Genomic DNA, 22,924 nt, shown 5'->3' on the forward strand with positions numbered 1-22,924 from the left:
GAGTCGTACTGCAGCATGTACTTGAGGTAGTCGGGCTCGAGCAGGTCGTTGATGCCGACGATCTCGATGTCGCTGAAGTTCTGCACGGCGGCTCGCAACACGTTGCGCCCGATGCGGCCGAAGCCGTTGATACCTAGTTTGATGGCCATCTGCTTTTGCTCCTGGAAGTTGAAAACCTGAAAACCCGATCTCCGTGACGGCCCTCGGGCCGCCGCGGTGCTTACTTTTTCGCCAATACCTTGCGCACGGTGTCGGCCACGTTTTCGGGCGTGAAGCCGAAATGCTTGAACAGCACCGGGGCCGGCGCGGACTCGCCATAGCTGTCGATGCCGACCACCGCGGCGCAGCCGTATTTCCACCAGCCGTCGGTGACGCCCATCTCGACCGCGATGCGCGGAATGCCTTCGGGCAGGACTTCCGACTTGTAGGCAGGTTTTTGCTTGTCAAACGTCGTGGTGCTGGGCATGGAGACCACACGCACGGCGATTTTGTAAGTGGCCAGCAGTTCCTGCGCCTTCAGCGCCAGCTGCACTTCGGAGCCGGTGGCGATGATCACGGCCTGGGCTTTTTTGTTCAGCCCGACTTCGGTGGGCTCGGAGAGCACATACGCCCCCTTGCTGATCTGCCCGAGGTCGTCTTTCGGTGCATAGGGCAGGTTCTGGCGGCTCAACAGCAGGGCGGTCGGCTTGGCCTTGTTCTGCAGGGCCACGGCCCAGGCGACGGCGGTTTCGGCGGTGTCGCCCGGACGCCAGACGTCGAGGTTGGGGATCAGGCGCAGGCTGGCGGCGTGTTCGATCGACTGGTGCGTCGGGCCGTCTTCACCGAGGCCGATGGAGTCGTGCGTGAACACGTGCACCACGCGGATTTTCATGAGCGCGGCCATGCGGATGGCGTTGCGGCTGTAGTCGCTGAAGGTCAGGAAGGTGCCGCCGTAAGGGATGAACCCGCCATGCAGCGCGATGCCGTTCATGATGGCGGCCATGCCGAACTCGCGCACGCCGTAATTGATGTGGCGGCCGATGACCTTGCCGCCGTCGGCTGCTTCCGTCTTGACGACATCGCCGGCCAGGTCAAAACGCAGGGCCGGCGTGCTCTTGGTGTTGGTCAGGTTGGAGCCGGTCAGGTCGGCCGAGCCGCCCAGCATTTCCGGCAGGCCGGCGGTGAAGGCTTCGAGGGCGAGCTGCGAGGCCTTGCGCGACGCCACGGTCTCGGCCTTGGTGTGGGCACCGACCACGGTGTCCACCGCGATCTGCGAGAAGGCGCGCGGCAGCTCGCCCTTCATGCGGCGCGTGAATTCCGCCGCCAGCTCGGGGTGCGCCACCTTGTAGGCGGTGAATTTCGCGTCCCAGTCGGCTTCCAGCGCCAGGCCCTTGGCCTTGGCGTCCCAGGCGTCGTAGGCTTCCTTGGGCAGCTCGAACGGAGCGTGTGTCCAGCCCAGCGCCTCGCGTGTGAGCTTGATTTCTTCCGCGCCCAGCGGCTCGCCATGGGCCTTGGCGGTGTTGGCGCGGTTCGGCGAGCCTTTGCCGATGTGGGTCTTGCAGACGATCAGCGTGGGTTTGTCGGCGCTGTTCTTGGCGTCGGTGAGGGCACGCGTGACGGCCTCCACGTCGTGCCCGTCGATCGGGCCGATCACGTTCCAGCCGTAGGCGGCAAAACGCAGCGGCGTGTTGTCGACAAACCAGGGCGTGACCTGGCCGTCGATGGAGATGCCGTTGTCGTCGTACAGCGCGATCAGCTTGTTGAGTTTCCAGGCGCCGGCCAGGGCGCAGGCCTCGTGGCTGATGCCTTCCATCAGGCAGCCGTCGCCCATGAAGACATAGGTGTGGTGGTCGACGATGTGGTGGTCGGCCTGGTTGAATTCGGCGGCCATCAGCTTCTCGGCCAACGCCATGCCGACCGCATTGCTCAGGCCCTGGCCCAGCGGGCCGGTGGTGGTTTCAATGCCGGGGGTGTAGCCGAACTCGGGATGGCCCGGCGTCTTGCTGTGCAGCTGGCGGAAGTTTTTCAGTTCCTTGATCGGCAGGTCGTAGCCGGTCAGGTGCAGCAGCGCATAAACCAGCATCGAGCCGTGGCCGTTGGACAGCACAAAACGGTCGCGGTCGAACCAGTGCGGGTTGTGCGGGCTGTGCTTCAGATGGCGGCCCCAGAGTGCCACCGCCATGTCGGCCATGCCCATGGGCGCGCCGGGGTGGCCGGAGTTGGCCTGCTGCACGGCATCCATGGCCAGAGCACGGATGGAGTTGGCCATGAGGGATGTGGGGGTGTCAGCCATTGCTTGAAGTCCAGGGTATGTGAAGGTCGCAGCGCCCGGTGCCGGCTCGGCCACCGGCAGAACCGGGCACTCGGGAAAACCCCTGATTTTACGGGATGCCACCCCGCGCGGTTTGACGGCACACCGCCAGCCTGGAACGCTATTTATTTGATAGCTATTGGCGCCCGGTATGTATGGGAAGAGGGCTGTTTTTCCTTATAAGCCGGCATAATTCAGGCCACATGAGCACCCAAGCCCTGATCCTGGCCGCCGGCCGCGGCGAACGCATGCGTCCGCTGACCGACCACCACCCCAAACCGCTGCTGCAGGTGCAGGGCAAGCCGCTGATTGTGTGGCACCTGGAGCGCCTGGCGCGTGCGGGTGTCACGGACGTGGTGATCAACACCGCCTGGCTGGAGGCGCAGTTTCCCGCGGCGCTGGGCGACGGCAGCGCCTTCGGCCTGCGCCTTCGTTACTCGCACGAAGGTGCACAGTTTGGCGGCGCGCTGGAAACTGCGGGCGGCATTGCCACCGCGTTGCCACTGCTGCAGGACGCGCCCTTCTGGCTGGTGGCCGGTGACGTGTTCATGCCAGGCTTTGATTTTCCGGCGGCCGACGCGCAGCGTTTTGCCGCCTCCGGCGCGCTGGCGCACATTTACCTGGTGCCGAATCCGCCGCACAACCCCAGGGGCGACTTTGGCATCGCCGCCGACGGCCTGGCGCTGACGCGTGCCGATCAACAGTTCACCTACAGCACCGTGGGCCTGTACCGCCCGGCCCTGTTCAGCGACACGCCGGCCGGGCAGAAAGCCGCACTGGCGCCGCTGCTCCGCCAAGCTATGCAGCACGGTCAGGTCACGGCAGCGCTATATTCAGGTGCATGGACCGACGTGGGCACGCCCGAACGCCTGGCCGAATTGAACATCCCACGCTGAAAAGACGACCCATGACCACGATTTACCAGAAACGCCGCGCCGCCGTGGCACGCGCCCTCAAGGCGGCCGGTGGCGGCCTCGCCCTGCTGCCCACCGCCCCCGAGGTGGCGCGCAACCGCGACAGCGGCTTTCCCTACCGGCACGACAGCTACTTTTATTACCTGACCGGCTTTGACGAACCGGGCGCCTGGCTGGCCATCGAGGCCAACGGCCACAGCACGCTGTTTTGCCAGCCCAAGGACCTGGAGCGCGAGATCTGGGACGGCATCCGGCTGGGCCCCAAGGCCGCACCGGCCGCACTGGCCGTGCAGACGGCGCTCAGTGTGGACCTGCTGGATGAAAAAATGCCCGGCCTGCTGACCAACCAGCCGGCGGTGTGGTTTCCGTTTGCCACGCACAAGGGCCTGGAAACCCAGGTCGACGGCTGGCTGGCCAAGGTGCGCGCGCGCATCCGCTTCGGCGCCGAATGCCCGCACAGCCAGCATGACCTGTGCAAGCTGCTCGACGAGATGCGCCTGACCAAGGATGCGCATGAGGTGGCCATCCTGCGGCGTGCCGGCGCCATCTCGGCCGGCGCCCATGTGCGTGCGATGCAGACCTCGGCGGCCATGCTGCGCCAGGGCGTGCCGGGCGGGCTGCGCGAGTACCACCTCGAAGCCGAGCTGCTGCACGAGTTCCGCCGCCACGGCTCGCAGTTTCCGGCCTACACCAGCATCGTTGCCGCCGGCGCCAATGCCTGCGTGCTGCATTACCGTGCCGGCAATGCGCCCCTCTTGCCCGGCGAGCTGTGCCTGATCGACGCGGGCTGCGAACTCGACGGCTATGCCAGCGACATCACCCGCACCTTCCCGGCCGGCGGCAAGTTCACGCCGGCCCAGCGCGTGTTGTACGAAATCGTTCTGGAAGCGCAATCCGCCGCGGTGAAGGTGACCAAGCCCGGCAAGCGTTTCACGGACCCGCACGACGCGGCCACGCGTGTGCTGGCCCAGGGCATGCTCGACACCGGCCTGCTGTCCAAGGCCAAACACGGCAAGGTCGACGACGTGCTGGCCTCGGGCGCCTACCGCCAGTTCTACATGCACCGTACCGGCCACTGGATGGGCATGGATGTGCACGACTGCGGCGACTACACCGAACCGGGCAGCAAGCCACGCGAGGAAAAAGACGCGCTGGGCCAGACCGTGAGGCGCAAGCCGTCGCGCATCCTGCGCCCCGGCATGGTGACCACCGTCGAGCCCGGCATTTACGTGCGGCCCGCCAAGGGTGTGCCCAAGGAGTTCTGGAACATCGGCATCCGCATCGAGGACGATGCGCTGGTCACGGCCAAAGGCTGCGAACTGCTGACGCGTGGCGTGCCGGTGGAGGCCGATGAGATTGAAGCCTTGATGCGGGGGTAGGTCCGCTGCCAGGCATCAGCTGGCCTCCGCAACGCCCAACACCGTTTGGGCCCAGCGCGGCAGCTGATCGGCGAAAATGGTCACCTTGGCGCCCTCGCACATCGCGACCATGTATGGTCCGCCGTCCTCCAGATCCCGCCCTTCATAGAGATACGCCACCGTCGCCAGGCTGACTGCGTGGGACAGATGACTCAAGGTGCGGGGATAGCGCGCGAGTATTTTGTCAGGTGGCACAAAATGCCCGCCTTCCTGCACACGGCCTCGCACCCGCGCCAGCAGTCTCTGTGGGTCGTCCAATGCCACGACATACAAAGCAACCACGTAGCCTTGCGCAAGCGCCCCGTCAATCAGGGCCAGCTTGGACTCATGGGAAAAAACCGTTTCGCTGACGAAGGAATCGTCACAGGCAAGTTTGATCGCGCGTTGCGCGTCGGCCCAGTCTCTGGCGGCCTGTGAACGCCGCACAGGATCGACGATGGGTTGCAGGTGCTCACGCTCAAAAAGATCAGCGTTAACAAATGCCAAGTCGGCGCCGAAGATGCATCGCGCACCAAGGCGCGGTAAAGGGTGGACTTGCCCGCGCCATTGGGACCCGCCAGCAGATGGAAAACCGGCATGCAGCTAACTGGCTAGTTTGCGGTTTTCTTCCACCACTTCCCGTACCCGTTGTGCCAGCGAGCCGCTTACTTCTGCCGCCAGCAAGCGGCTGGTCAGGTCTGCGACGGCGCGCGTTTGTTGTGCCTTCCGCGCTGCGGCTTCATAACCCTCGATGGCGGCGCGCGCCTCCTGCACCGTCAGGCCCGCATGCTCGATGACACGGCCCAAGGTGGCCCAGTATTCGATCTGGCCCGCAGCCGAACGCCGCAAAGGCTGCGCGGCCTCGCGCGCCTGTTCGACCAGGGCGGTGGGAAGTTTGACGGAGGCAAAGTTGCTGGGTGTGGCCATAAATAACTCCTGTATGGCGCATTTTGCGCCATACAGGACAAAGTTGCAACAGCCTGGTCTGTACGCCTTGCAGATCTCGCAGTGCCCAACGCCTGATGACACACATTCCATGCCGCCACGTGGATCCGGTTTGGATGGAAATTACTGCTCTGACCGGGTCAGATTTCGGCGGAATTCAACACCAGGGTGACAATAGTGATGGATTCCTACACGGCCAAGCGCCCCCTGATCTATGTGAAAAAGTCAAAAGCGCTGCACTGGTTTGCGTAGATCCACTTACTAGGGTTTTCCCCTTGAACGCCCTACAATCGCAGACCTTACAAAAAACAATTGATGGCCCTGCCGGGGCCGCCGCTCAGGAGACAACTTCATGCCCGCCGTGCCAGCCACCCCCGACAGCCAGGAAAAACGCAACGAGCTGCGCCGTGCCGCACTGGAATACCACGAGTTTCCGACGCCCGGCAAGATCGCGATCGCGGCCACCAAGCAGCTGGTCAACCAGCGCGATCTGGCGCTGGCCTACTCGCCCGGCGTCGCAGCCCCCTGCGAAGAAATCGTCAAGGACCCGAACGCGGCCTTCAAATACACCAGCCGCGGCAACCTGGTGGCGGTGGTGACCAACGGCACAGCCGTGCTGGGTCTGGGCGACATCGGTCCGCTGGCCTCCAAGCCGGTCATGGAAGGCAAGGGCGTGCTGTTCAAGAAGTTCGCCGGCATTGACGTCTTCGACATCGAAATCGACGAGAAAGACCCAGCGAAGCTGGTCGACATCATTGCCTCGCTGGAGCCCACCTTCGGCGCCATCAACCTTGAGGACATCAAGGCGCCGGACTGTTTCTACATCGAGCGCGAACTGCGCAAGCGCATGAAGATCCCGGTGTTTCATGATGACCAGCATGGCACGGCCATCACGGTCGGCGCCGCCATCCTGAATGCCCTGAAGGTGGTCGGCAAGCTTCCCACGCAGGTCAAGCTGGTGACCTCGGGCGCGGGTGCGGCGGCGCTGGCTTGCCTGGGACTGCTGCTCAAGCTGGGCATTCCGCGCAGCAACATCTTCGTGACGGACCTGGCCGGCGTGGTCTATGAAGGACGCACCGAACTGATGGACGAGGACAAGATCCAGTTTGCGCAGAAGACCTCGGCGCGGACCCTGGGTGAGATCATTGAAGGCGCGGACATTTTCCTGGGCCTGTCGGCGGGCGGTGTGCTCAAGAAGGACATGGTCAGCAAAATGGCCGCCAGACCCATCATTTTTGCGCTGGCCAACCCCAACCCTGAAATCACGCCCGAAGATGTCAGGTCGGTGCGTGATGACGCCATCATGGCCACCGGCCGCACCGACTACCCGAACCAGGTCAACAACGTCCTGTGTTTCCCCTACATCTTCCGCGGCGCGCTGGACGCCGGCGCCTCCACCATCACGGTCGAGATGGAAATTGCCGCGGTGCATGCCATTGCCGAGCTGGCGCAGGCCGAGCAGAGCGAGGTGGTGGCAGCGGCCTACACCGGCGAGCAGCTGGCCTTCGGGCCGGAATACCTGATCCCCAAGCCGTTTGACCCGCGCCTGATGATCAAGATCGCGCCAGCCGTGGCGCAGGCGGCTGCCGACAGCGGTGTGGCGCTGCGACCGATCACCGACATGGACGCTTACCGCGAGAAGCTCCAGAGCTTTGTCTACGCCTCGGGCACGACCATGAAGCCGATTTTTGCGGCCGCCAAAAAAGCCGCCAAAAAACGCGTGGCCTATGCCGAGGGCGAGGAAGAACGCGTGTTGCGGGCCTGCCAGATCGTCGTGGACGAGGGCCTGGCCCGGCCGACGCTGATCGGCCGGCCCGCCATCATTGCCCAGCGTATCGAAAAATTCGGCCTGCGACTCAGGGAAGAGCTTGACTACGACGTTGTCAACGTCGAGCAGGATCACCGTTACCGCGACTTCTGGCAAACCTACCATCGCCTCATGGAGCGCCAGGGCGTGACCGTGCAAATGGCCAAGATCGAGATGCGCCGCCGCCTGACGCTGATTGCCGGCATGCTGCTGCACAAAGGCGATGTGGACGGTCTGATCTGCGGCACCTGGGGCACCACCGCGCACCATCTGAACTATCTGGACCAGGTGATCGGCAAGCGCCCGGGCGTCTGCACCTACGCCTGCATGAATGGCCTGATGCTGCCGGACCGCCAGGTGTTTCTGGTCGATACCCATGTGAACTACGACCCCACGGCGGAGCAGTTGGCCGAGATCACGACCATGGCGGCAGAGGAAATGATGCGCTTTGGCATCAAGCCCAAGGCTGCGCTGCTGTCACACTCGAATTTTGGCTCCTCCAATCTCCCGAGCGCCCTGAAAATGCGCCACACGCTGCAATTGCTGCGCGATGAAGCCCCGTGGCTGGAAGTTGACGGTGAAATGCACGGCGATGTGGCGCTGGACCCAGCGGCGCGCACAGCGGTCATGCCCAACAGCACCCTGTCCGGCGAGGCCAATTTGCTGGTCCTGCCCAACATTGATGCGGCCAACATCGCCTACAACCTGCTCAAGACGGCAGCGGGCGGCAACATCGCCATCGGCCCGGTCCTGCTGGGTGCCGCCAAACCCATGCACATCCTGACCGCCAGCACCACAGTGCGCCGGATTGTCAACATGACAGCCTTGACCGTGGCAGATGCCAACGCCTCCCGATAGGCTTTTTTAGACAGCTAGCACTAACTTACCGTTGCCCTGTGTGGGGCGCTGACTGCCTGAATTTTGGGCAGGCCCTTGCGTTTTTCTGCGGGATGGGTCAAACTCTACCTCTTGAAATTCAAGGGTTAACCCGGCAACTGTTCAACGATTGACGGTTGGCTCTGGTTCAAGAAAGACGGATTTTTCCATGTTGCGAAAAAGTGGGGCCGGTTGGCGGCTAGCCGCAGCAGTCGTTCTGGCTGCTTTGAGCACGGGCTTCAGCCCGTCCGGCGTAGAGGCCAAAGGGCCAGTCCCCGCGGCCGAAGTCAGCACGATTTCAGTTGCGGCGCTGCCGGAGCAGGGTCGCCACATGGTCCGGTTGATTTACCAGGGGGGCCCGTTCAAGTACGACAAGGACGGTTCGGTGTTTGGCAATCGGGAAAGAATACTTCCCGCCAAAAATCGCGGGTACTACCGTGAATACACCGTCAGAACCCCAGGGGAGCGCAGTCGGGGCGCCCGGCGCATCGTTTGTGGTGGTTTTGTACCCACCACGCCCGATGCTTGTTATTACACCGATGATCACTACGCGAGTTTTCGCAGAATCGCTCAATAAGGTTCAACAGTGATCGTCAACTTTGAATTATTGACTTAAGAAAGAGACGCGGAGATGGAAACACCACTTCGTACTGTTAGACCCAATATCGTGCAGTCCATACGCGCCTTCCGCGTGCAGGACTTGCAGGATGCCGCCACCCAGCTTGGCCACCACTTCCTCTATGCCAACCTGGGCAACGCCCAGAGCAAGCAGGAAGTGCTGGACATGATCGCGGCACAGTACACCTTCCCGGCGCATTTTGGCAAAAACTTTGACGCGCTGTACGACTGCATGACGGACCTGGTTCACAAGTCCGGCCCGCAGCCCGGCTTTATCGTCCTGCTGGAACAGATCCCTGCGAATGCGAAATTCGACAAGGAAGCACGCGAGCAGCTGCTGGACATCTTCAGGGATGCTGCGGACTACTGGGCGGATCGAAAGATCCCGTTCAGATGTTTCTATTCTTTTCTGTAGCCCGCTCCCCAGACATTGGCCAAGGGGATCGGGCGAATGAGGCCCAGCAAGCAAACAGCGCAGACGGCGAAGAGCCGATGCCAACCGACAAACTGCTCGACGTGTCGCCGCTGGCGCTGCGCATGAGCAGCCCGTTCAACGCGGGATACTGGTTGGCCGCAGCCTGACGCTTGCAAACACGCTGCAGAAAAAGCCCGTTGTTCAACGGGCTTTTTTCATGGTGAACCGGCGCCTCGTCGATCACCCCCGGAATCAGGAGAAAGTGGCAGGCAGCGCCCGCCGGATGGACCCGGGCCGCTATCAATTCAGAAGCAGCGAAGGCAGCCAGCGGCTCAGGCGCCCGGCCCGCTTTCCAGCGCCTGCGCCAGCGCCACGTATTCGGTCACCGGCACTTCCTCGGCGCGGCGCTGCACATTGAAAGGCGGGCTGTGCGGCCGCTGCTCCAGCCATTGGCCCAGGGAGTGGCGGAGCAGCTTGCGGCGCTGGCTGAACGCCACACGCACCACCTCGCTCAACAGCTGGACATCCACCTTCTCCGGCGCAGCCCGGGGCACCATGCGGACCACCGCGCTGTCCACCCGCGGCGGTGGGTCAAAACTCTGAGGCGGCACAAACAGCACGTTCTCCATCGCATAACGCCACTGCAGCATCACGCTGAGCCGGCCGTAGTCGCTGGTCGCGGGGCGGGCCACCATGCGGTCGATCACTTCTTTTTGCAGCATGAAATGCTGGTCTTCAATGACCTCCACCGCGTCGAGCAGGTGGAACAGGATGGGCGTGGAAATGTTGTAGGGCAGGTTGCCCACCACCCTGAGCTTGCCGGCTTCTCCCCCTGCCGCCTCGGTTGCGGCGCCGCCCCTGGAAGAGGCGTCGGTCTGCATCTGCCGGGCCAGCTGCCTGAAATCCACCCTGAGCACATCGGCTTCAACCACCGTCAGTTGTGGATGCGCGCGCAACTGCTGCGCCAGATCGCGGTCCAGCTCGATCACCGTCAAGTGCCCGAGGCGTTCGGCCAGGGGTTGGGTCAGGGCCGCCAGACCGGGGCCGATTTCCACCATGGCCTGGCCAGGACGGGGGGCAATCGCCTGCACGATGTCGTCGATGATGGCGCGGTCGGTCAGGAAATGCTGGCCGAAGCGTTTGCGGGGGATGTGTTTCACGCTAGCCCGGAGGCGGAAGTTGGGCGGTCCCGGACGTCTCTTTCAAGCAGGGGCCGCGGGTCCGGCTTTGCCGGCCCGCAGGCGCAGCGGCCCCCTCGGGGGGCAGGGAGCGACACGCAGTGCGCGACCGTGGGGGCCCATATCACTGCGGCGGATCCCGGTATTCGACGTAGGCGCGGCCACGTACTTCCTGCGCCCAGGCACTGTAGGCCTCTTCGAACTTTTTCTCGCGCAGCGAAGCACGCACGATTTCACGCTGCTCGCGCGGGGACAGCTTGGTGTTGCGCCGCTCCAGCACCTGGATCAGGTGAACGCCGAAACGCGACACGACGGGATCCCCGACCTGGCCGGGCGCGAGGCTGTTCATGCGCTCCTCAAACTCGGGCACAAACTGGCCGGGGCCGGCCCAGCCGAGGTCGCCGCCGTCCTTGGCCGAGGCGTCCTGGCTGTGCTCGCGGGCCAGCGCGGCAAAGTCGGCCTGTCCGGCAGCAATGCGTTTCCGGAAATCGGCCAGCCGCGCGACGGCGGCCGCCTCGCCAAGCTGGGCCGTGGGGCGCAGCAGGATATGACGGGCGCGGGTTTCCGCCACCGTGGTTGCCGGCATACCGGCGCGTTTTCGCTCCAGCACCTTGAGCACGTGAAAACCGGCACCACTGCGCACCGGCCCGACGATACCCCCGACCGGTACATTTTTCGTGGTGTCGATAAAAAGCTCCGGGTAGCGGTCGGCAGGGCGCAAGCCCATCTGGCCGTCGGCGCTGCGCCCCGGCGCGGTGGAGAACTCGCTCACCAGCGCGGTAAAGTCCGTCCCGCTGCGCGCACGTTCTGCCGCCAGCTGTGCCCTGGCCTGCAGACTGGCGACCTGGGCCGGGGTGGCGTTTTCGGGAACGGTCACCAGGATCTGCGCGAGGTTGATCTCCTGCCCGGCGGGGTCAGCCCCGGTGGCCTGCTCGCGAATGAACTGCTCCACTTCCTGGTCACTGACCTTGGCCTGGGACTCGAGTTCGCGCTCCCGGATCCGGGTCAGCAGGATTTCGTTGCGAAGGTCGGCGCGGAACTGGGCAAAAACCAGCCCCTGGGCGGCCACGCGCTGACGCAGCTCCTCGACGGACACCTGGTTTTGCCGGGCGACATTGAGCACCGCCTCGTCCACCATGGCCTCGCTGACCTGCACCCCCAGTTCCTTGGCCAGCTGCAGTTGTGTGCGCTCCACGATGATGCGTTCGAGCAGCAGCCGTGCCAGCTCGTTTTTGGGCGGCAGCGCCGTGCCTTGCTGCGCCATCTGCTGCTCAGTGCGCAATATGCGCGCACGCACCTCGTTGTTGGTAATGGGCTCGGAGTTGACCACGGCCACGATGTAGTCGGCCTGCCGTTGTACACCCGCGGCCTTACCCAGGGTGCCCAGACCGGGCACCCGCAGCTGGCCGGGCGGCCGCAAGACCTGGGCCTGCGCGGAAAAGGCGGGCAAGCCAAGCACCAGCGCCAGCGCGGCAGCGGCGCGAAAGCCAGGACGGGGGAGAAAACTGGATTTAGTCATAGTTGGTAAAGCGGCTGGGTGTCGAGCCCTGCTCTCGCAGGTACTGGTAACGCGGGATGTTGGCTTTGAGGGTTTTCAGGGGATTGGAACCAATGCGCGAGAAACCGACGAATTCCAGCTGGAACAGGATACGCGTGTTGTTGGCCTTGGATGAAGAAGCCGCCAGAGCCGTACCAAGCTGGGTCCGCTCCAGCACCACGCGGCCTATCCAGCAGCAGCCGTCGTATTCAATGCCCAGCACCATGTCCACAAATTTCTTGTCGGGCACGCTGTAGTTCAAGCGACCAACGCTGTACCAGCGACCGGCGCCCTGGCCACGCCCGGCACCCAGGTCCTTGCCTTTGTCGCCCCACAGATCATTGATCGGCCATTGCCAGCCCACATCAAACTGCTCACTGACATTGCGCTGGCGACGGTAGGCCGCACTGATCACGCGGTAATTGCCCGGGTTGTAGCGGGCACCCACCGTCGAACGCTGGGAAATACTGGTCTTCGGGTTGTACTGGACCGTGCTGTCCAGCGACCAGGCTTTTGTCAAGTTCACGGAGCCGCCGAACAACAGGTCGCTGAAACGATCCGTCACTGGTGCGCCCCCGGGCAAGGTGACCAGCTGGTCCTTGAACCGCAGGCGCTGGGCCACGCCCACACGCAAGGCCTCGGCGCCGGTCTCCGGCTCCAGCAGGCGCGAAGTCAGGCCCAGCGTCAGCAGGTTGGAATCCGAGATGCGGTCGTTGCCAACAAAGGCATTTTCAGTGAACACCGTCGCGAAATTGAAGTCGTTGGCGCCCGAGTCGTAGTTGGGCAGAAAACGCTGGTCGCGATAGGGCGTGTTCACATAAAACGCGCGCGGCTCCAGGGTCTGGGTGTAGGCTCGCCCGAAAAAACTGGTCTCGCGCTCGAAGGTCAGCCCGCTGTCCAGGCTGAAGGTCGGCACCGTGCGCGAGACTGATCGCGCACCGTTGACCAATGGGTCGTCAAACTGGTAGGTGGTGGCATTGAGCATCAGCTTGGGTGTGATGTATCCCCCGGGGAGGATCCAGGGCCGGCTGATCTGTGCCAGAGCAAACGCGCGGTTGGCATTGGGCTGCCCGGTCAGCCGTCGGTCCGACTCAAAACGGGTGTAGTCCGTGCTGATGGAATAATCCAGCCCCGTCAGCCCGCCCACAGTCACATTGACGCGGGTGTAGGCGGCGGTGAGTTGCGGCATGCGGTCATAAGGCGGCACGATGGGCGAGTTCACATCCTGCAGGGTTTGCCACTTGAGCGTCCGCAACGTGGTCGAAAAATAGCCGCGCCCCCAGATGAGGCTGGCGTCGCTGGGCAGCAGCCGTTGGGTCAACAAGGTACTTGCGCCCGCGCTGCCAAACCCTGAAAAATCGCGCCAGTAGTTGTCGTCGCTGACCCGGTTCAGGTTGAGGTTGAGGCCTACCCCGCCAATTGCCGGTATGCCTGAGCTGAAACTCCCACTATGCAGGTAGTTGTAAGACCAGCGGTTGCGGTTGCGCAGCTGGTCATTGGGCAGCAAGCTGGCGCGCAATTCACCCTTGTAGCCGCGCTCCAGATAACGAAACTCGCCGGCCAGGTCCACGCCGCGCTTGCTCATCAAGGTCGGCGAGAAGGTGGCATCGCGATTCGGCGCAATATCAAAATAATAGGGCACGGTCACGGCCGTGCCACTGAGACTGTCGATCGCCAGCGTCGGCGGCAACACACCCGACTTGCGCTTGTCACTGAGCGGAAAGCTGAAGGTGGGCGCCGCCAGGATCGGCACATTCATGAAGCGCAAGACACCGCCCGAGGCCTCGCCGACGTCGGCTTCCCGGTCGAGCTTGAGTGTCGTGGCGTTGACGATCCACGCCGGCATCCAGCTCGGACCCTCGCCGCGCTGGCAGGTGGTGAAGGTGGCGTTGTGCGCCACCAGGCGCTTGTCGTCCAGGAAGTCGATGCGGTCGGCTGCGCCATAACCGTCGTTCTGCAAAAACCGGTAATCCGGCGTCAGGAAAAAGCCCTCGAAGGTATCGAGCTTGATTTCCAGCTCCGGTCCGTTGTACAGGTTGCCCGAGCTGTTGACGCGCACATTGCCCCGGGCCTTGACGACATCGGTCGGCTGGTCGTACTCGATCCGGTCGGCGCGTATCGCCGAGCCGCCGCGGCGTAGCTCAGCTTCCCCGTCAACCACGGTTTCGAGATCCGGACGGCCCGACACGCGGTTGCCAAACACAAAGGTCGGCAGTTCGATGCCCGGGCCGCCTGGCGGCTGCTCGGCCAGCATGGACGAGCTCCTGAGCAGCACCGGCACGCCATCACTGGTTTTTACACCCGGCAGTTCCTGCGCCGGCCCGGAAGCCGTCGCAGGACTTTGGGCGTAAGCCGGCCCGCCATGCCCCAGGCCCAGCATGGTGCAGGACACAAGGCTGAGGACGGCATGGGCGACCGGAGAATGAATAAAACGCGAGCGGGATGCGCGATGCATCGGAAGTATGAGATAAACCCGTTTGTGAAAGCTGGCCCGATTATCCTATGCCCACCCGACCCTTTCCCCATCTTTTGATGTATCCGTTTGACGCAGGCCGAAAGACCGCATGACCGAATCCCCCCTTGTCTGGCCGGATGCCACCCGCGCCGGCGCTTTTTCCGCCTGGCTGCAGGCCCATGCGCCCGCCCACGGCCTGCTGCCTGAGACGGTACAGCCCGCCTCGGCCGACGCCAGTTTTCGCCGCTATTTCCGGGTGCACACCGCCGACGGCGGCAGCTGCATCATCATGGACGCCCCGCCGGCCCAAGAGGACTGCGCGCCTTTTGTCAAGGTCGCCGACCTGATGGCCGGCGCCGGGCTGAACGCGCCACGCGTGCTGGCCTGGGACCAGGCCCAGGGCTTCATGCTGCTGAGTGACCTGGGCGCCCGGACCATGCTCGAGGTGATCGAGCAGCAGCCCGAAGCCAACAAGGCCCAGCGCGCCTACGACCTGTACCGGGAGGCGGTCGACGCGCTGGTCCGCTGGCAACTGGCGTCCAGGCCCGACGTCCTGCCGCCCTACGATGACGCCCTGCTGGCACGTGAGCTGGCGCTGTTTCCCGACTGGTATGTGGAAAAACACCGCGGCATCACCATCGACAGCACCCTGCGCGGCAAGCTCGACGGCCTGTTTGCGCAGATCAAGGCCAGCAACCTGCAGTCGCTGGGCGGCGCCCGGGTGTTTGTGCACCGCGACTTCATGCCGCGCAACCTGATGGTTCCGGAAAGCGGCGAGCCGCGGCTCGGCGTACTGGACTTCCAGGATGCGGTTTACGGGCCCATCACCTACGACATCGCCAGCCTGATGCGCGACGCCTTCATCAGCTGGCCGGAAGACTTCGTGCTCGAGATCACCGTGCGTTACTGGGAGCAGGCGCGCAAGGCCGGCCTGCCCGTGGGGGAGGATTTCGGCGAGTTCTACCGGGCGGTGGAATGGATGGGGCTGCAGCGCCACCTCAAGATTCTTGGCATTTTTGCGCGCCTGACCCTGCGCGACGGCAAGCCGAAATACCTGGCCGACACGCCACGCTTCATCACTTACGCCCGTGCCACCTGTGCCCGCTACCGCCAACTCGGGCCGCTGATGGTCTTGCTCGACGAGATTGAAGGCAACGAAACCCGGGTGGGCTACACGTTTTGAGTCTTTCGTTCAATGCCAAAACAGGTCCCGCCCCTTTGTTTATAAGCGCCGACAGCCATCTATTTCATAGCAACATGCAAGCGCTGGAGGGCCGGCCATGACGGCCCGCTTCTACGCCGACCTGCCGCTGCGCACCGGCGACTCGCTGGCCCTGCCCGAGCGCGCCGCGCGCCACGTGCAGGTGCTGCGCCTGCAACCCGGCGACCTGATCACGCTGTTCAACAGCCAGGGCGGCGAGTTCCAGGCGACGATTGAACGCATGGGCCGCAGCGACGTGCAGGTGCAGGTCGCCGCCCACAGCAACGTGGAGCGCGAAACCCGCCGCGCCGTGCACCTGGCCGTGGGCATGCCGGCCAACGAGCGCATGGACTGGCTGGTCGAAAAGGCCAGCGAACTCGGTGCCGCCAGCATCACGCCGCTGATGGCCGAACGCTCGGTGCTGCGCCTCAAGGGTGAACGCGCCGACAAAAAGGTCGCGCACTGGCAGGGCGTCGCCATCGCCGCCTGTGAACAGTGCGGCCGCAACCGGCTGCCGCCGGTGCACGCGGTCGACACGCTCAGCGACTGGCTGGCCGCCCTGCCGCCCGCCGCGTCGGCCGCGCCCAGGCTGCTGCTGTCGCTGCGCGCCGGCACACAGCCGCTGGCGCAAGCCCTGGCCGCCTGTGACAGCGCGACCCCCGTGACCCTGCTCAGCGGCCCCGAAGGCGGCCTGAGCCCGGCCGAAGAAGAGGCCGCGCTGGCCCACGGCTTTCTGCCGGTCACCCTGGGCCCGCGCGTGCTGCGCGCCGAAACCGCGCCGCTGGCCTGTCTGGCGCTGCTCACATTGGATGCCTGAACCATGAACCGCAACCTCTGGCTGCTGGCCATCTGCCAAGGCCTGTTCCTCACCAACAACGTCACCTTCATCGCCATCAACGGCTTGGTCGGGCTGGCCCTGGCGCCGCTCGGCTGGATGGCCACCCTGCCGGTCATGGGGTATGTCGTGGGCGGGGCGCTGTCAACCGGCATCGTCGCGCGCACGCAGAAGCGCTTCGGCCGCAAGACCTCGTTCCAGCTCGGGCTGGTCGTGGCGGTGCTGTCGGCGCTGCTGTGCTGTTACGCGGCCTACAGCCGGAACTTCTGGCTGCTGGTGGCCGCCACCGTGGTGGCCGGTTATTACAACGCCAATGCCCAGCTCTACCGTTTTGCCGCGGCCGAACTGGCGCTGCCGGCCTTTCGCGAAAAAGCCGTTTCGCTGGTGATGGCCGGCGGCCTGATCGGTGCCATTGCCGGCCCCAACCTCGCGGCGGGCACACGCAGCCTGACCGACGTGCCTTTTGCCGGGGCTTACCTGGCGCTGGCTGGCGTGGCCCTGCTGGCCATGGGGCTGCTGGCCTTCGTGCAGTTTCCGCCGCCGCCGGCCCAACACACGGCCAGCGGCGGCCGGCCGCTGGGCGAGATCATGCGCCAGCCGGTGTTCATCGTCGCGGCCGCCGCCGGCGCGCTGGGCTTCGGGGTGATGAACCTCCTGATGGCGGCCACGCCGATTGCCATGCAGGTCTGCGGCCTGCCGTTTTCCGACGCGGCACTGGTGCTCGAGTGGCATGTGATCGGCATGTTTGCGCCCGGCTTTTTCACCGGCCACCTGATCAAGCGTTTTGGCACGCTGCCCATCATGGCGGCGGGGCTGGCACTCAACGTGACCTGTGTGCTGGTGGCGCTGTCGGGCGTGAACCTGCACCAGTTCCTGATCGCGCTGTTTCTGCTCGGGGTGGGCTGGAACTTCCTGTTCACCGGCAGCACCACGCTGGCCCTGAGCGCCTACCGCCCCGAGGAAAAAGACAAGGCGCAAGGCGCGCTCAATTTTTGCGTGTTCGCGGTGCTGGCGCTGTCCTCGCTGGCCTCCGGCGTGTTGGTCACCACGCAGGGCTGGACGCTGCTGAACCTCGGTTCCCTGTTGCCGCTGGGGCTGACCGGTGCCGCGCTGGTCTGGCTGGCGCTGCAGCGGCGGGGCCGCATCGCCGCCTGATACGCTATTGATTCAGGAGCTGCCTGCGCAACCTGGACAAGGGCCGCAGGCCTGTTTTTCTTAAAACCGGGCGTCCAGCCAGGCCTTCAGGCTGGCAAACACCGGCGCCGCGTCCAGCTCGTTGAAAATCTCGTGGTACAGCTCGTCAAAACAGCGCGTGGTCACGACCCTGGCGCCGCCATTGCTGGCGGCCGCTTCGGCAAAAGCGCGGCTGCCGGCCGGGTTGACCAGCTTGTCGGCGCCGGCATACATCAGCAGCGTCGGTGTGCGCCAGGTGGCTGCGGCAGCCACTGTCGCCGGCCCGGCGGTCGCAATGAATTTGGCCAGCCGCGCTGAAATCCTGGCATGCACCAGCGGATCGGCCAGGTAGTTGCTGACCACCTGCGGGTCATGCGAGATGAACTCGGGCTTGACTCCGTTGTGGACGCGCAGATTGGGGGCAATCGCCGGCAGGGTGGCCAGCAAAAGTTTCTGGATCGCATTGAGCCCCGGATCCAGCGCCGGCGAGGACATCACCAAGCCGTCGACCGGGCGCAGCCCGAGCGACACAAAACGGCCCGCCACGAGGCCACCCAAGCTGTGGCCCAGCAGGATCAGCGGCAGGGGATCGGACGCCGCCGCACCGTCCGCACATGGCAGGCGCAGCGACTGTTGGCGGGTGTCATCGACCACCTCGGCCAGGTCCTCGAGCAACAGGGTCTCGCTGGCCAGGCCGCCACGCTCGCCGCCCGATTCACCGTGGCCGCGCTGGTCGTAGGCGCGCACCGCAAACCCCCAGTCCAGCAAGCGGCGCGCCACATGATCGTAGCGAATCGCGTGTTCCCCGAGGCCGTGAACCAACAGCACGACGGCGCGCGGCGGCAGGGTGTCGTCTCCCTGGCAGGCTTCCATCGACCAATCGTAGATCGCCAGGTTCTCACCGTCACGGGCCGTGAACGGCGCCAGCAGGGGGGGAGTCATGGCTGGCCGGTTCAAGGCATGCGCGCGATGACGGACGCCACGGCGGCGGTGATTTTCTTGGCATACGGCACGTGCAGGAATTCGTTCGGACCGTGCGCATTGCTTTTCGGACCCAGCACGCCGCAGACCATCATCTGCGCCTTCGGAAAACCCTGGCTCAGCATGTTCATCAGCGGAATCGTGCCGCCCTGGCCGATGGTGCCGCAGGGCGCGCCGTAATAGGCCTGCGAAGCTTCGTTAAGCGCCTGCTCGAACCAGGGCGAGGTGGTCGGCGCATTCCAGCCGGTAGCGCCGCCGGCGCTTTCAAACGTGACTTTGGCCTGGTAGGGCGCGTTGTCTTCCAGCAGGGTCTTGAGCTCCTGCACCGCGCCGGCGGCATCGACCAGCGGCGGCAGGCGCAACGAGAGCTTGAAAGCGGTGTAGGGCCGCAGCACGTTGCCGGCGTTGCCCATTTCGGGAAAACCGTCGGCACCGGTCACGCTCAGCGTCGGTTTCCAGGTGCGGTTCAGCAGGGCCTCGACCGGGTCGGTGGTGGTCGGCAGCGCAAACGTGGTGGCACCGCCGCAGTCGTAATGGGCCCACGGGAAACGCTTGTAGATCTGGTCGCCCAAAATTTGCGCAGTGGCCCGCGCCTGCGCCAGCCGTTCGGCCGGGATTTCGCAGTGAAAACTCTGCGGCAGCAGGGTGCCGGTCTTGCTGTCTTCCAGGCGGTCCAGCACCTGGCGCATGATGCGAAAGCTCGACGGCACCAGCCCGCTGGCATCGCCCGAATGCACACCTTCGGTGAGGATCTCGACTTTCAGCACGCCGCTGGCCATGCCGCGCAGCGAGGTCGTCAGCCAGAGCTGGTCGTAGTTGCCGGCGCCCGAGTCCAGGCAGATCACCAGGCCCACGTCCCCGAGCCGCGTGCGCAAGGCATCAACATACGGCAGCAGGTCGTAGGAGCCGCTTTCCTCGCAGGTTTCCACCAGGCCGACGATGCGCGGGTGCGGCACGTTCTGGCTTTTCAGCGCCTGGATCGCGGCGATGCTGGCGTACACCGCATAACCGTCGTCGGCGCCGCCGCGGCCGAACAGCTTGCCGTCTTCGTACTTGGGCGTCCAGGGGCCGAGGTCGTTGCGCCAGCCGGTGAACTCGGGCTGCTTGTCGAGGTGACCGTACATCAAAACGGTTTCCGTGGAACCGGTTTTGGTCGCCGGCACTTCAAAAAACAGCACCGATGTGCGGCCTTCCAGGCGAACGATCTCGAGCGTCAGGCCCTCCACCTTCTGCGCTTCCACCCAGGCCGCGGCATTGCGCAGCACGGTCTCGAGGTGGCCGTGGCCGGCCCAGTCGGCATCAAAGGACGGCGACTTGGCGGGGATGGTGATGTAGTCGGTGATCTGCTTGACGATGTCGCCGTCCCACTGGGCGCTGACCTGGGACAGGGCCTGGGTGGCGTCGAGCACGCCGGCGGGAATTTCTCGATGCAGGGGGGCGTTCATGAATAAACTCCGTAAGAAGGGGTTCAGCGGGACGGTCCGGCTGAACTGTCACTGTAACCGTGCTGCGCACATCGTGCCAGGCTGTGCTTCGGGGAATACTGCACGCTGGGGCATTGTCCGGGACCCTGGCGAACACGTCATCCCCTGTTTGCGGGAGTAGGGAGTCATGCCTTGAAACCATCCGGAAGTTCTCTCCCCGCCATTCGCGTCGGCATAGGCGGCTGGACCTACGCGCCCTGGCGCGACAACTTTTACCCGGCCAAGCTGCCGCACAGCCAGGAGCTGGGCTACGCCAGCCGCCAGCTGAGCGCCATCGAGGTTAATGGCACCTACTACAGCAGCTTCAAGCCGCCGACCTTTGCCAAATGGCGCGACGAAGCGCCGGATGACTTCGTGTTTTCGCTCAAGGCCAGCCGCTTCACCACGAACCGCCGGGTGCTGGCCGAGGCCGGTGAGTCGGTAACGCGCTTCGTGGACAGCGGCATCAGCGAGCTGGGTGACAAGCTCGGCCCCATCGTCTGGCAGTTCATGCCGACTAAGGTGTTCGACGCCGAGGATTTCGGCGCCTTCCTGGCGCTGCTGCCGAAAGCGGTAGATGGCCGCCAGTTACGCCACGTGCTCGATGCGCGCCATCCCAGCTTCATGACGCCGCACTACCTGGCTCTCGCGCGCAAGCACCACTGCGCGACGGTGTTCACCGATTCCCCGGACTTCCCGTCCTTTGCCGACCTCACCTCGGATTTTGTCTATGCCCGGCTGATGTGCAGTGACGCGAAGTTCAAGAACGGTTATGCGCCCCAGGCCCTGGATGGCTGGGCGGCGGCGGCCCAGGTCTGGGCCCAAGGCGGCGAGCCGGCGGACCTGCCGCGGCTGGAGCCCACGAAAGACCAGGGCGCGCCCAAAGACGTGTTTGTGTTTTTCGTCAACGGCGCCAAGGAAAAAGCGCCGGCAGCCGCGACCGGCCTGTTGCAGCGCCTGGGTTTCAAGCCCCCGGTTTAGGGACGGTATCGCCCACGGGATCAGGCCCGGGCACGCTGCGGCATTCCTCGAAAATACGCGCCGTGCATTGTCGGCAGATGGCCGGGTCCAAGCGCGTGAAAATCGTCGCGATCGCGCTGCGCTTGTCGGGGAACTGGTGCTCGGGGCCGAGCAGCCGCGTGAACCCGGTGGTCTTCCACATCTGGATGACTTCGGGTCGCGGGCGGTGAAAGTACAGGTCGCCCCCCATCGCCCGGCGCGCGTTGAGTTCCGCCTCCCACAGCTGGGCACCGGCCAGGTCGATGAAGTTCATGCTTTTGCCCATCACCAGCAGATGTTTTTGCGGATGGCGCGCATGGCGCAGCGCATGCAGCGTGTCGGCCACATGCTGGGTCGCGCCGAAATAGACCTCGCCCTCCATGCGCAGCAGCTTGAGCTGCGGGCACTCCGGCAGCGGGTGTTCGGCATCGGCCAGCACCACAAACTGCCGGTCCGGCGCCCGGCTGTCGAAGCCCATGGTGCGCATCGCCGGTTTCGAGGTGCGGTACAGAAAGGACATCAGCGACAGCAGCGTGCCGAGCAGGATCGCAATTTCCAGCCGGATGCTGACGGTAGCCACCAGCGTGGCCAGGGCCACGCCAAACTCAGTGCGGCTCAGGCTGAACAACTGCCGCCAGCGCCCGAGGTCCAGCAGCGACACCGCCACCAGCACCAACAGCGCCGCCAGCGCCGCCATCGGGATCTGCGCCAGCAGTGCCGCGCTGACGGCGACCAGGCCCAGCAGCAGCAGGGCCGAGAACACCGCCGCCAGCGGCGTGCGCGCGCCGGCCTCCAGATTCGGCATGGACCGGTTCAGCGAGCCGCAGGACACATAGGAGGAAAAGAAGCCGCCGATGATGTTGGACAGGCCCTGGCCGCGAAACTCGCGGTTGGCGTCGATACGCTGGCCGGAGCGCGCGGCCACCGCCTTGGCAATCGAGATCGATTGGCCCAGCGCCACGATGGTCAGCGCAAACGCCAGCCCGAGCAGTTCGGACAGCGCCGACCAGCTCACGCTGGGGATGGCGAATTTCGGCCACGGCGTGGTGATCTCACCCACCGTGCGCAGCGGCAGTGGCATCGCGCTGAGGTGCGTTGTCCAGACCCAGGCCAGCGCCGTCGCCGCCACCAGCCCGGCCAGCATGGACGGCCAGCTAGGACGCAACCGCCGCACCAGCAGGGCCACGGCCACGGTCACGCCGGCCACGGCCAGTGCCGCCGGCTGCACCGAGCGGAGCATTGCGGCCACATGCAGCAGCACCGCGGCGGCGCCGTGGTCGGCCGCTGCCGGCAGGCCCAGCAGATCGGGCAGGGCGTACACCGCAATCAACACCGCCGCACCCGAGGTGAAGCCGAACAGCGCCGCGGGCGAAATGAAGTTGGCCAGGGAGCCCAGGCGCAACGCGCCAATCAGCCACTGCATAACGCCCACCATCACCGTGACCGCCAGCGCCATCTGGATGTAGCCCGGGCTGAAGGCCAGCGCCAGCGGCGACAGCATGGCAAACAGCGCCAGCGAGTTGGCGTTGGTCGGGCCCGACATCACATGCCAGCTCGAGCCGAACAGCGCGGCAATGATGCAGGGGATGATGGCGGTGTACAGGCCGTATTCCGGCGGCAGGCCGGCCAGCGTGGCAAAGGCAATGCCCTGCGGCAATACCAGCACCGCGCCCAGCAGGCCCGCCATCAGGTCGGCGCGCAGGCTCGCCGGCGTGACCTGGTGCACCCAGTGGCCAAACAGCCGTTCGAACAGCTTCAGCGCCGGGGCGACGTGTTTTTTTTCCGGAGAGCCTTGCATGGGCTGGAGCATACCGCGACGCGTGCGGCACGCCGCCGGCCT

The 22,924-nt window shown here is 64.9% G+C and carries 19 protein-coding genes; 9 read left to right on the forward strand and 10 right to left on the reverse strand.

The window, feature by feature from the left end:
• Both B7G53_RS19775 and tkt read right to left on the reverse strand, forming a co-directional pair.
• The coding region (locus tag B7G53_RS19775) for a glyceraldehyde 3-phosphate dehydrogenase NAD-binding domain-containing protein (protein ID WP_141396407.1) at positions 1 to 149 on the reverse strand (149 nt) is incomplete at its 3' end.
• A 71-nt stretch (positions 150 to 220) separates the two neighbouring features.
• The gene (gene tkt, locus B7G53_RS19780) at positions 221 to 2,272 is read right to left on the reverse strand and encodes a transketolase (protein ID WP_096670921.1); all 2,052 of its coding nucleotides are present in this window, start codon (positions 2,270 to 2,272) and stop codon (positions 221 to 223) included.
• A 221-nt stretch (positions 2,273 to 2,493) separates the two neighbouring features.
• Between tkt and murU the strand changes: the two genes are divergently transcribed.
• Together murU and B7G53_RS19790 are read left to right on the forward strand one after the other, a co-directional pair.
• Entirely contained in the window at positions 2,494 to 3,186 is a 693-nt protein-coding gene (gene murU / locus B7G53_RS19785; RefSeq protein ID WP_096670923.1) for an N-acetylmuramate alpha-1-phosphate uridylyltransferase MurU, read from the forward strand.
• 11 nt (positions 3,187 to 3,197) lie between these two features.
• On the forward strand, positions 3,198 to 4,583 hold the full coding sequence (locus B7G53_RS19790) for an aminopeptidase P N-terminal domain-containing protein (protein WP_096670925.1): 1,386 nt from the start codon (positions 3,198 to 3,200) through the stop codon (positions 4,581 to 4,583).
• Between the two features lie 15 nt (positions 4,584 to 4,598).
• Here B7G53_RS19790 and B7G53_RS19795 read toward each other — a convergent pair whose 3' ends face one another.
• Positions 4,599 to 5,108 carry a hypothetical protein gene (locus B7G53_RS19795; RefSeq protein ID WP_255250100.1) on the reverse strand — a complete coding sequence of 170 codons (510 nt, stop codon included), beginning with the start codon at positions 5,106 to 5,108 and terminating at the stop codon, positions 4,599 to 4,601.
• 96 nt (positions 5,109 to 5,204) lie between these two features.
• Entirely contained in the window at positions 5,205 to 5,528 is a 324-nt protein-coding gene (locus B7G53_RS19800) for a TA system antitoxin ParD family protein (protein ID WP_096670927.1), read from the reverse strand.
• 370 nt (positions 5,529 to 5,898) lie between these two features.
• Here B7G53_RS19800 and B7G53_RS19805 point away from each other — a divergent pair, with 370 nt between their 5' ends.
• From B7G53_RS19805 to B7G53_RS19815, 3 genes are all read left to right on the forward strand, one after another.
• Positions 5,899 to 8,211, forward strand: coding sequence for an NADP-dependent malic enzyme (locus B7G53_RS19805; protein WP_096670929.1), 2,313 nt, complete (start codon positions 5,899 to 5,901; stop codon positions 8,209 to 8,211).
• Between the two features lie 187 nt (positions 8,212 to 8,398).
• Complete coding sequence (locus B7G53_RS19810; protein WP_096670931.1) at positions 8,399 to 8,806, forward strand: ribonuclease domain-containing protein; 408 nt, start codon at positions 8,399 to 8,401, stop codon at positions 8,804 to 8,806.
• Positions 8,807 to 8,860: 54 nt separating this feature from the next.
• A complete protein-coding gene (locus tag B7G53_RS19815; protein WP_096670933.1) occupies positions 8,861 to 9,262 on the forward strand; it encodes a barstar family protein in 402 nt (133 codons plus the stop codon).
• 332 nt (positions 9,263 to 9,594) lie between these two features.
• On the opposite strand, the gene rsmA is transcribed toward B7G53_RS19815, so the two are convergent.
• The 3 genes from rsmA to B7G53_RS19830 form a co-directional block, all read right to left on the reverse strand.
• A complete protein-coding gene (gene rsmA, locus B7G53_RS19820; RefSeq protein ID WP_096670935.1) occupies positions 9,595 to 10,422 on the reverse strand; it encodes a 16S rRNA (adenine(1518)-N(6)/adenine(1519)-N(6))-dimethyltransferase RsmA in 828 nt (275 codons plus the stop codon).
• 142 nt (positions 10,423 to 10,564) lie between these two features.
• Positions 10,565 to 11,959 (reverse strand): peptidylprolyl isomerase, encoded by a 1,395-nt coding sequence (locus B7G53_RS19825; protein WP_096670937.1) that lies wholly within the window; start codon positions 11,957 to 11,959, stop codon positions 10,565 to 10,567.
• Entirely contained in the window at positions 11,952 to 14,432 is a 2,481-nt protein-coding gene (locus tag B7G53_RS19830) for an LPS-assembly protein LptD (RefSeq protein ID WP_096670939.1), read from the reverse strand. The genes B7G53_RS19825 and B7G53_RS19830 overlap by 8 nt, the downstream gene beginning before the upstream one ends.
• 109 nt (positions 14,433 to 14,541) lie before the next feature.
• Here B7G53_RS19830 and B7G53_RS19835 point away from each other — a divergent pair, with 109 nt between their 5' ends.
• The 3 genes from B7G53_RS19835 to B7G53_RS19845 all read left to right on the forward strand — a co-directional run bounded on the left by B7G53_RS19835 (position 14,542) and on the right by B7G53_RS19845 (position 17,623).
• Positions 14,542 to 15,615: an aminoglycoside phosphotransferase family protein gene (locus tag B7G53_RS19835; RefSeq protein WP_096670941.1), complete on the forward strand. Its 1,074-nt coding sequence runs from the start codon at positions 14,542 to 14,544 to the stop codon at positions 15,613 to 15,615.
• Between the two features lie 97 nt (positions 15,616 to 15,712).
• Positions 15,713 to 16,450 (forward strand): 16S rRNA (uracil(1498)-N(3))-methyltransferase, encoded by a 738-nt coding sequence (locus tag B7G53_RS19840; protein WP_096670943.1) that lies wholly within the window; start codon positions 15,713 to 15,715, stop codon positions 16,448 to 16,450.
• Between the two features lie 3 nt (positions 16,451 to 16,453).
• Positions 16,454 to 17,623, forward strand: a complete 1,170-nt coding sequence (locus B7G53_RS19845) for an MFS transporter (RefSeq protein ID WP_096670945.1) — start codon at positions 16,454 to 16,456, stop codon at positions 17,621 to 17,623.
• 60 nt (positions 17,624 to 17,683) lie between these two features.
• On the opposite strand, the gene B7G53_RS19850 is transcribed toward B7G53_RS19845, so the two are convergent.
• Both B7G53_RS19850 and B7G53_RS19855 read right to left on the reverse strand, forming a co-directional pair.
• A complete protein-coding gene (locus B7G53_RS19850) occupies positions 17,684 to 18,583 on the reverse strand; it encodes an alpha/beta hydrolase (RefSeq protein WP_096670947.1) in 900 nt (299 codons plus the stop codon).
• A gap of 11 nt (positions 18,584 to 18,594) precedes the next feature.
• A complete protein-coding gene (locus B7G53_RS19855) occupies positions 18,595 to 20,067 on the reverse strand; it encodes a M20 family metallopeptidase (protein ID WP_096670949.1) in 1,473 nt (490 codons plus the stop codon).
• 171 nt (positions 20,068 to 20,238) lie between these two features.
• Between B7G53_RS19855 and B7G53_RS19860 the strand changes: the two genes are divergently transcribed.
• A complete protein-coding gene (locus B7G53_RS19860; RefSeq protein ID WP_096670951.1) occupies positions 20,239 to 21,066 on the forward strand; it encodes a DUF72 domain-containing protein in 828 nt (275 codons plus the stop codon).
• Here B7G53_RS19860 and B7G53_RS19865 read toward each other — a convergent pair.
• Complete coding sequence (locus tag B7G53_RS19865) at positions 21,050 to 22,882, reverse strand: SulP family inorganic anion transporter (RefSeq protein WP_255250101.1); 1,833 nt, start codon at positions 22,880 to 22,882, stop codon at positions 21,050 to 21,052. The genes B7G53_RS19860 and B7G53_RS19865 overlap by 17 nt on opposite strands.
• Between the last annotated feature and the right edge of the window lie 42 nt (positions 22,883 to 22,924).

Source organism: Polaromonas sp. AET17H-212 (assembly GCF_002379085.1).
Taxonomy (GTDB): Bacteria; Pseudomonadota; Gammaproteobacteria; order Burkholderiales; family Burkholderiaceae_C; genus Polaromonas.

Bases quoted from the DNA above. Each gene is read 5' to 3' on its own strand.
- B7G53_RS19810 (WP_096670931.1), top strand. From the start codon at position 8,399: ATGTTGCGAAAAAGTGGGGCCGGTTGGCGGCTAGCCGCAGCAGTCGTT.
- tkt (WP_096670921.1), bottom strand. From the start codon at position 2,272: ATGGCTGACACCCCCACATCCCTCATGGCCAACTCCATCCGTGCTCTG.
- B7G53_RS19840 (WP_096670943.1), top strand. From the start codon at position 15,713: ATGACGGCCCGCTTCTACGCCGACCTGCCGCTGCGCACCGGCGACTCG.
- murU (WP_096670923.1), top strand. From the start codon at position 2,494: ATGAGCACCCAAGCCCTGATCCTGGCCGCCGGCCGCGGCGAACGCATG.
- B7G53_RS19800 (WP_096670927.1), bottom strand. From the start codon at position 5,528: ATGGCCACACCCAGCAACTTTGCCTCCGTCAAACTTCCCACCGCCCTG.
- B7G53_RS19790 (WP_096670925.1), top strand. From the start codon at position 3,198: ATGACCACGATTTACCAGAAACGCCGCGCCGCCGTGGCACGCGCCCTC.
- B7G53_RS19850 (WP_096670947.1), bottom strand. From the start codon at position 18,583: ATGACTCCCCCCCTGCTGGCGCCGTTCACGGCCCGTGACGGTGAGAAC.
- B7G53_RS19835 (WP_096670941.1), top strand. From the start codon at position 14,542: ATGACCGAATCCCCCCTTGTCTGGCCGGATGCCACCCGCGCCGGCGCT.
- B7G53_RS19825 (WP_096670937.1), bottom strand. From the start codon at position 11,959: ATGACTAAATCCAGTTTTCTCCCCCGTCCTGGCTTTCGCGCCGCTGCC.
- B7G53_RS19845 (WP_096670945.1), top strand. From the start codon at position 16,454: ATGAACCGCAACCTCTGGCTGCTGGCCATCTGCCAAGGCCTGTTCCTC.
- B7G53_RS19805 (WP_096670929.1), top strand. From the start codon at position 5,899: ATGCCCGCCGTGCCAGCCACCCCCGACAGCCAGGAAAAACGCAACGAG.
- B7G53_RS19830 (WP_096670939.1), bottom strand. From the start codon at position 14,432: ATGCATCGCGCATCCCGCTCGCGTTTTATTCATTCTCCGGTCGCCCAT.
- B7G53_RS19815 (WP_096670933.1), top strand. From the start codon at position 8,861: ATGGAAACACCACTTCGTACTGTTAGACCCAATATCGTGCAGTCCATA.
- B7G53_RS19855 (WP_096670949.1), bottom strand. From the start codon at position 20,067: ATGAACGCCCCCCTGCATCGAGAAATTCCCGCCGGCGTGCTCGACGCC.
- B7G53_RS19865 (WP_255250101.1), bottom strand. From the start codon at position 22,882: ATGCAAGGCTCTCCGGAAAAAAAACACGTCGCCCCGGCGCTGAAGCTG.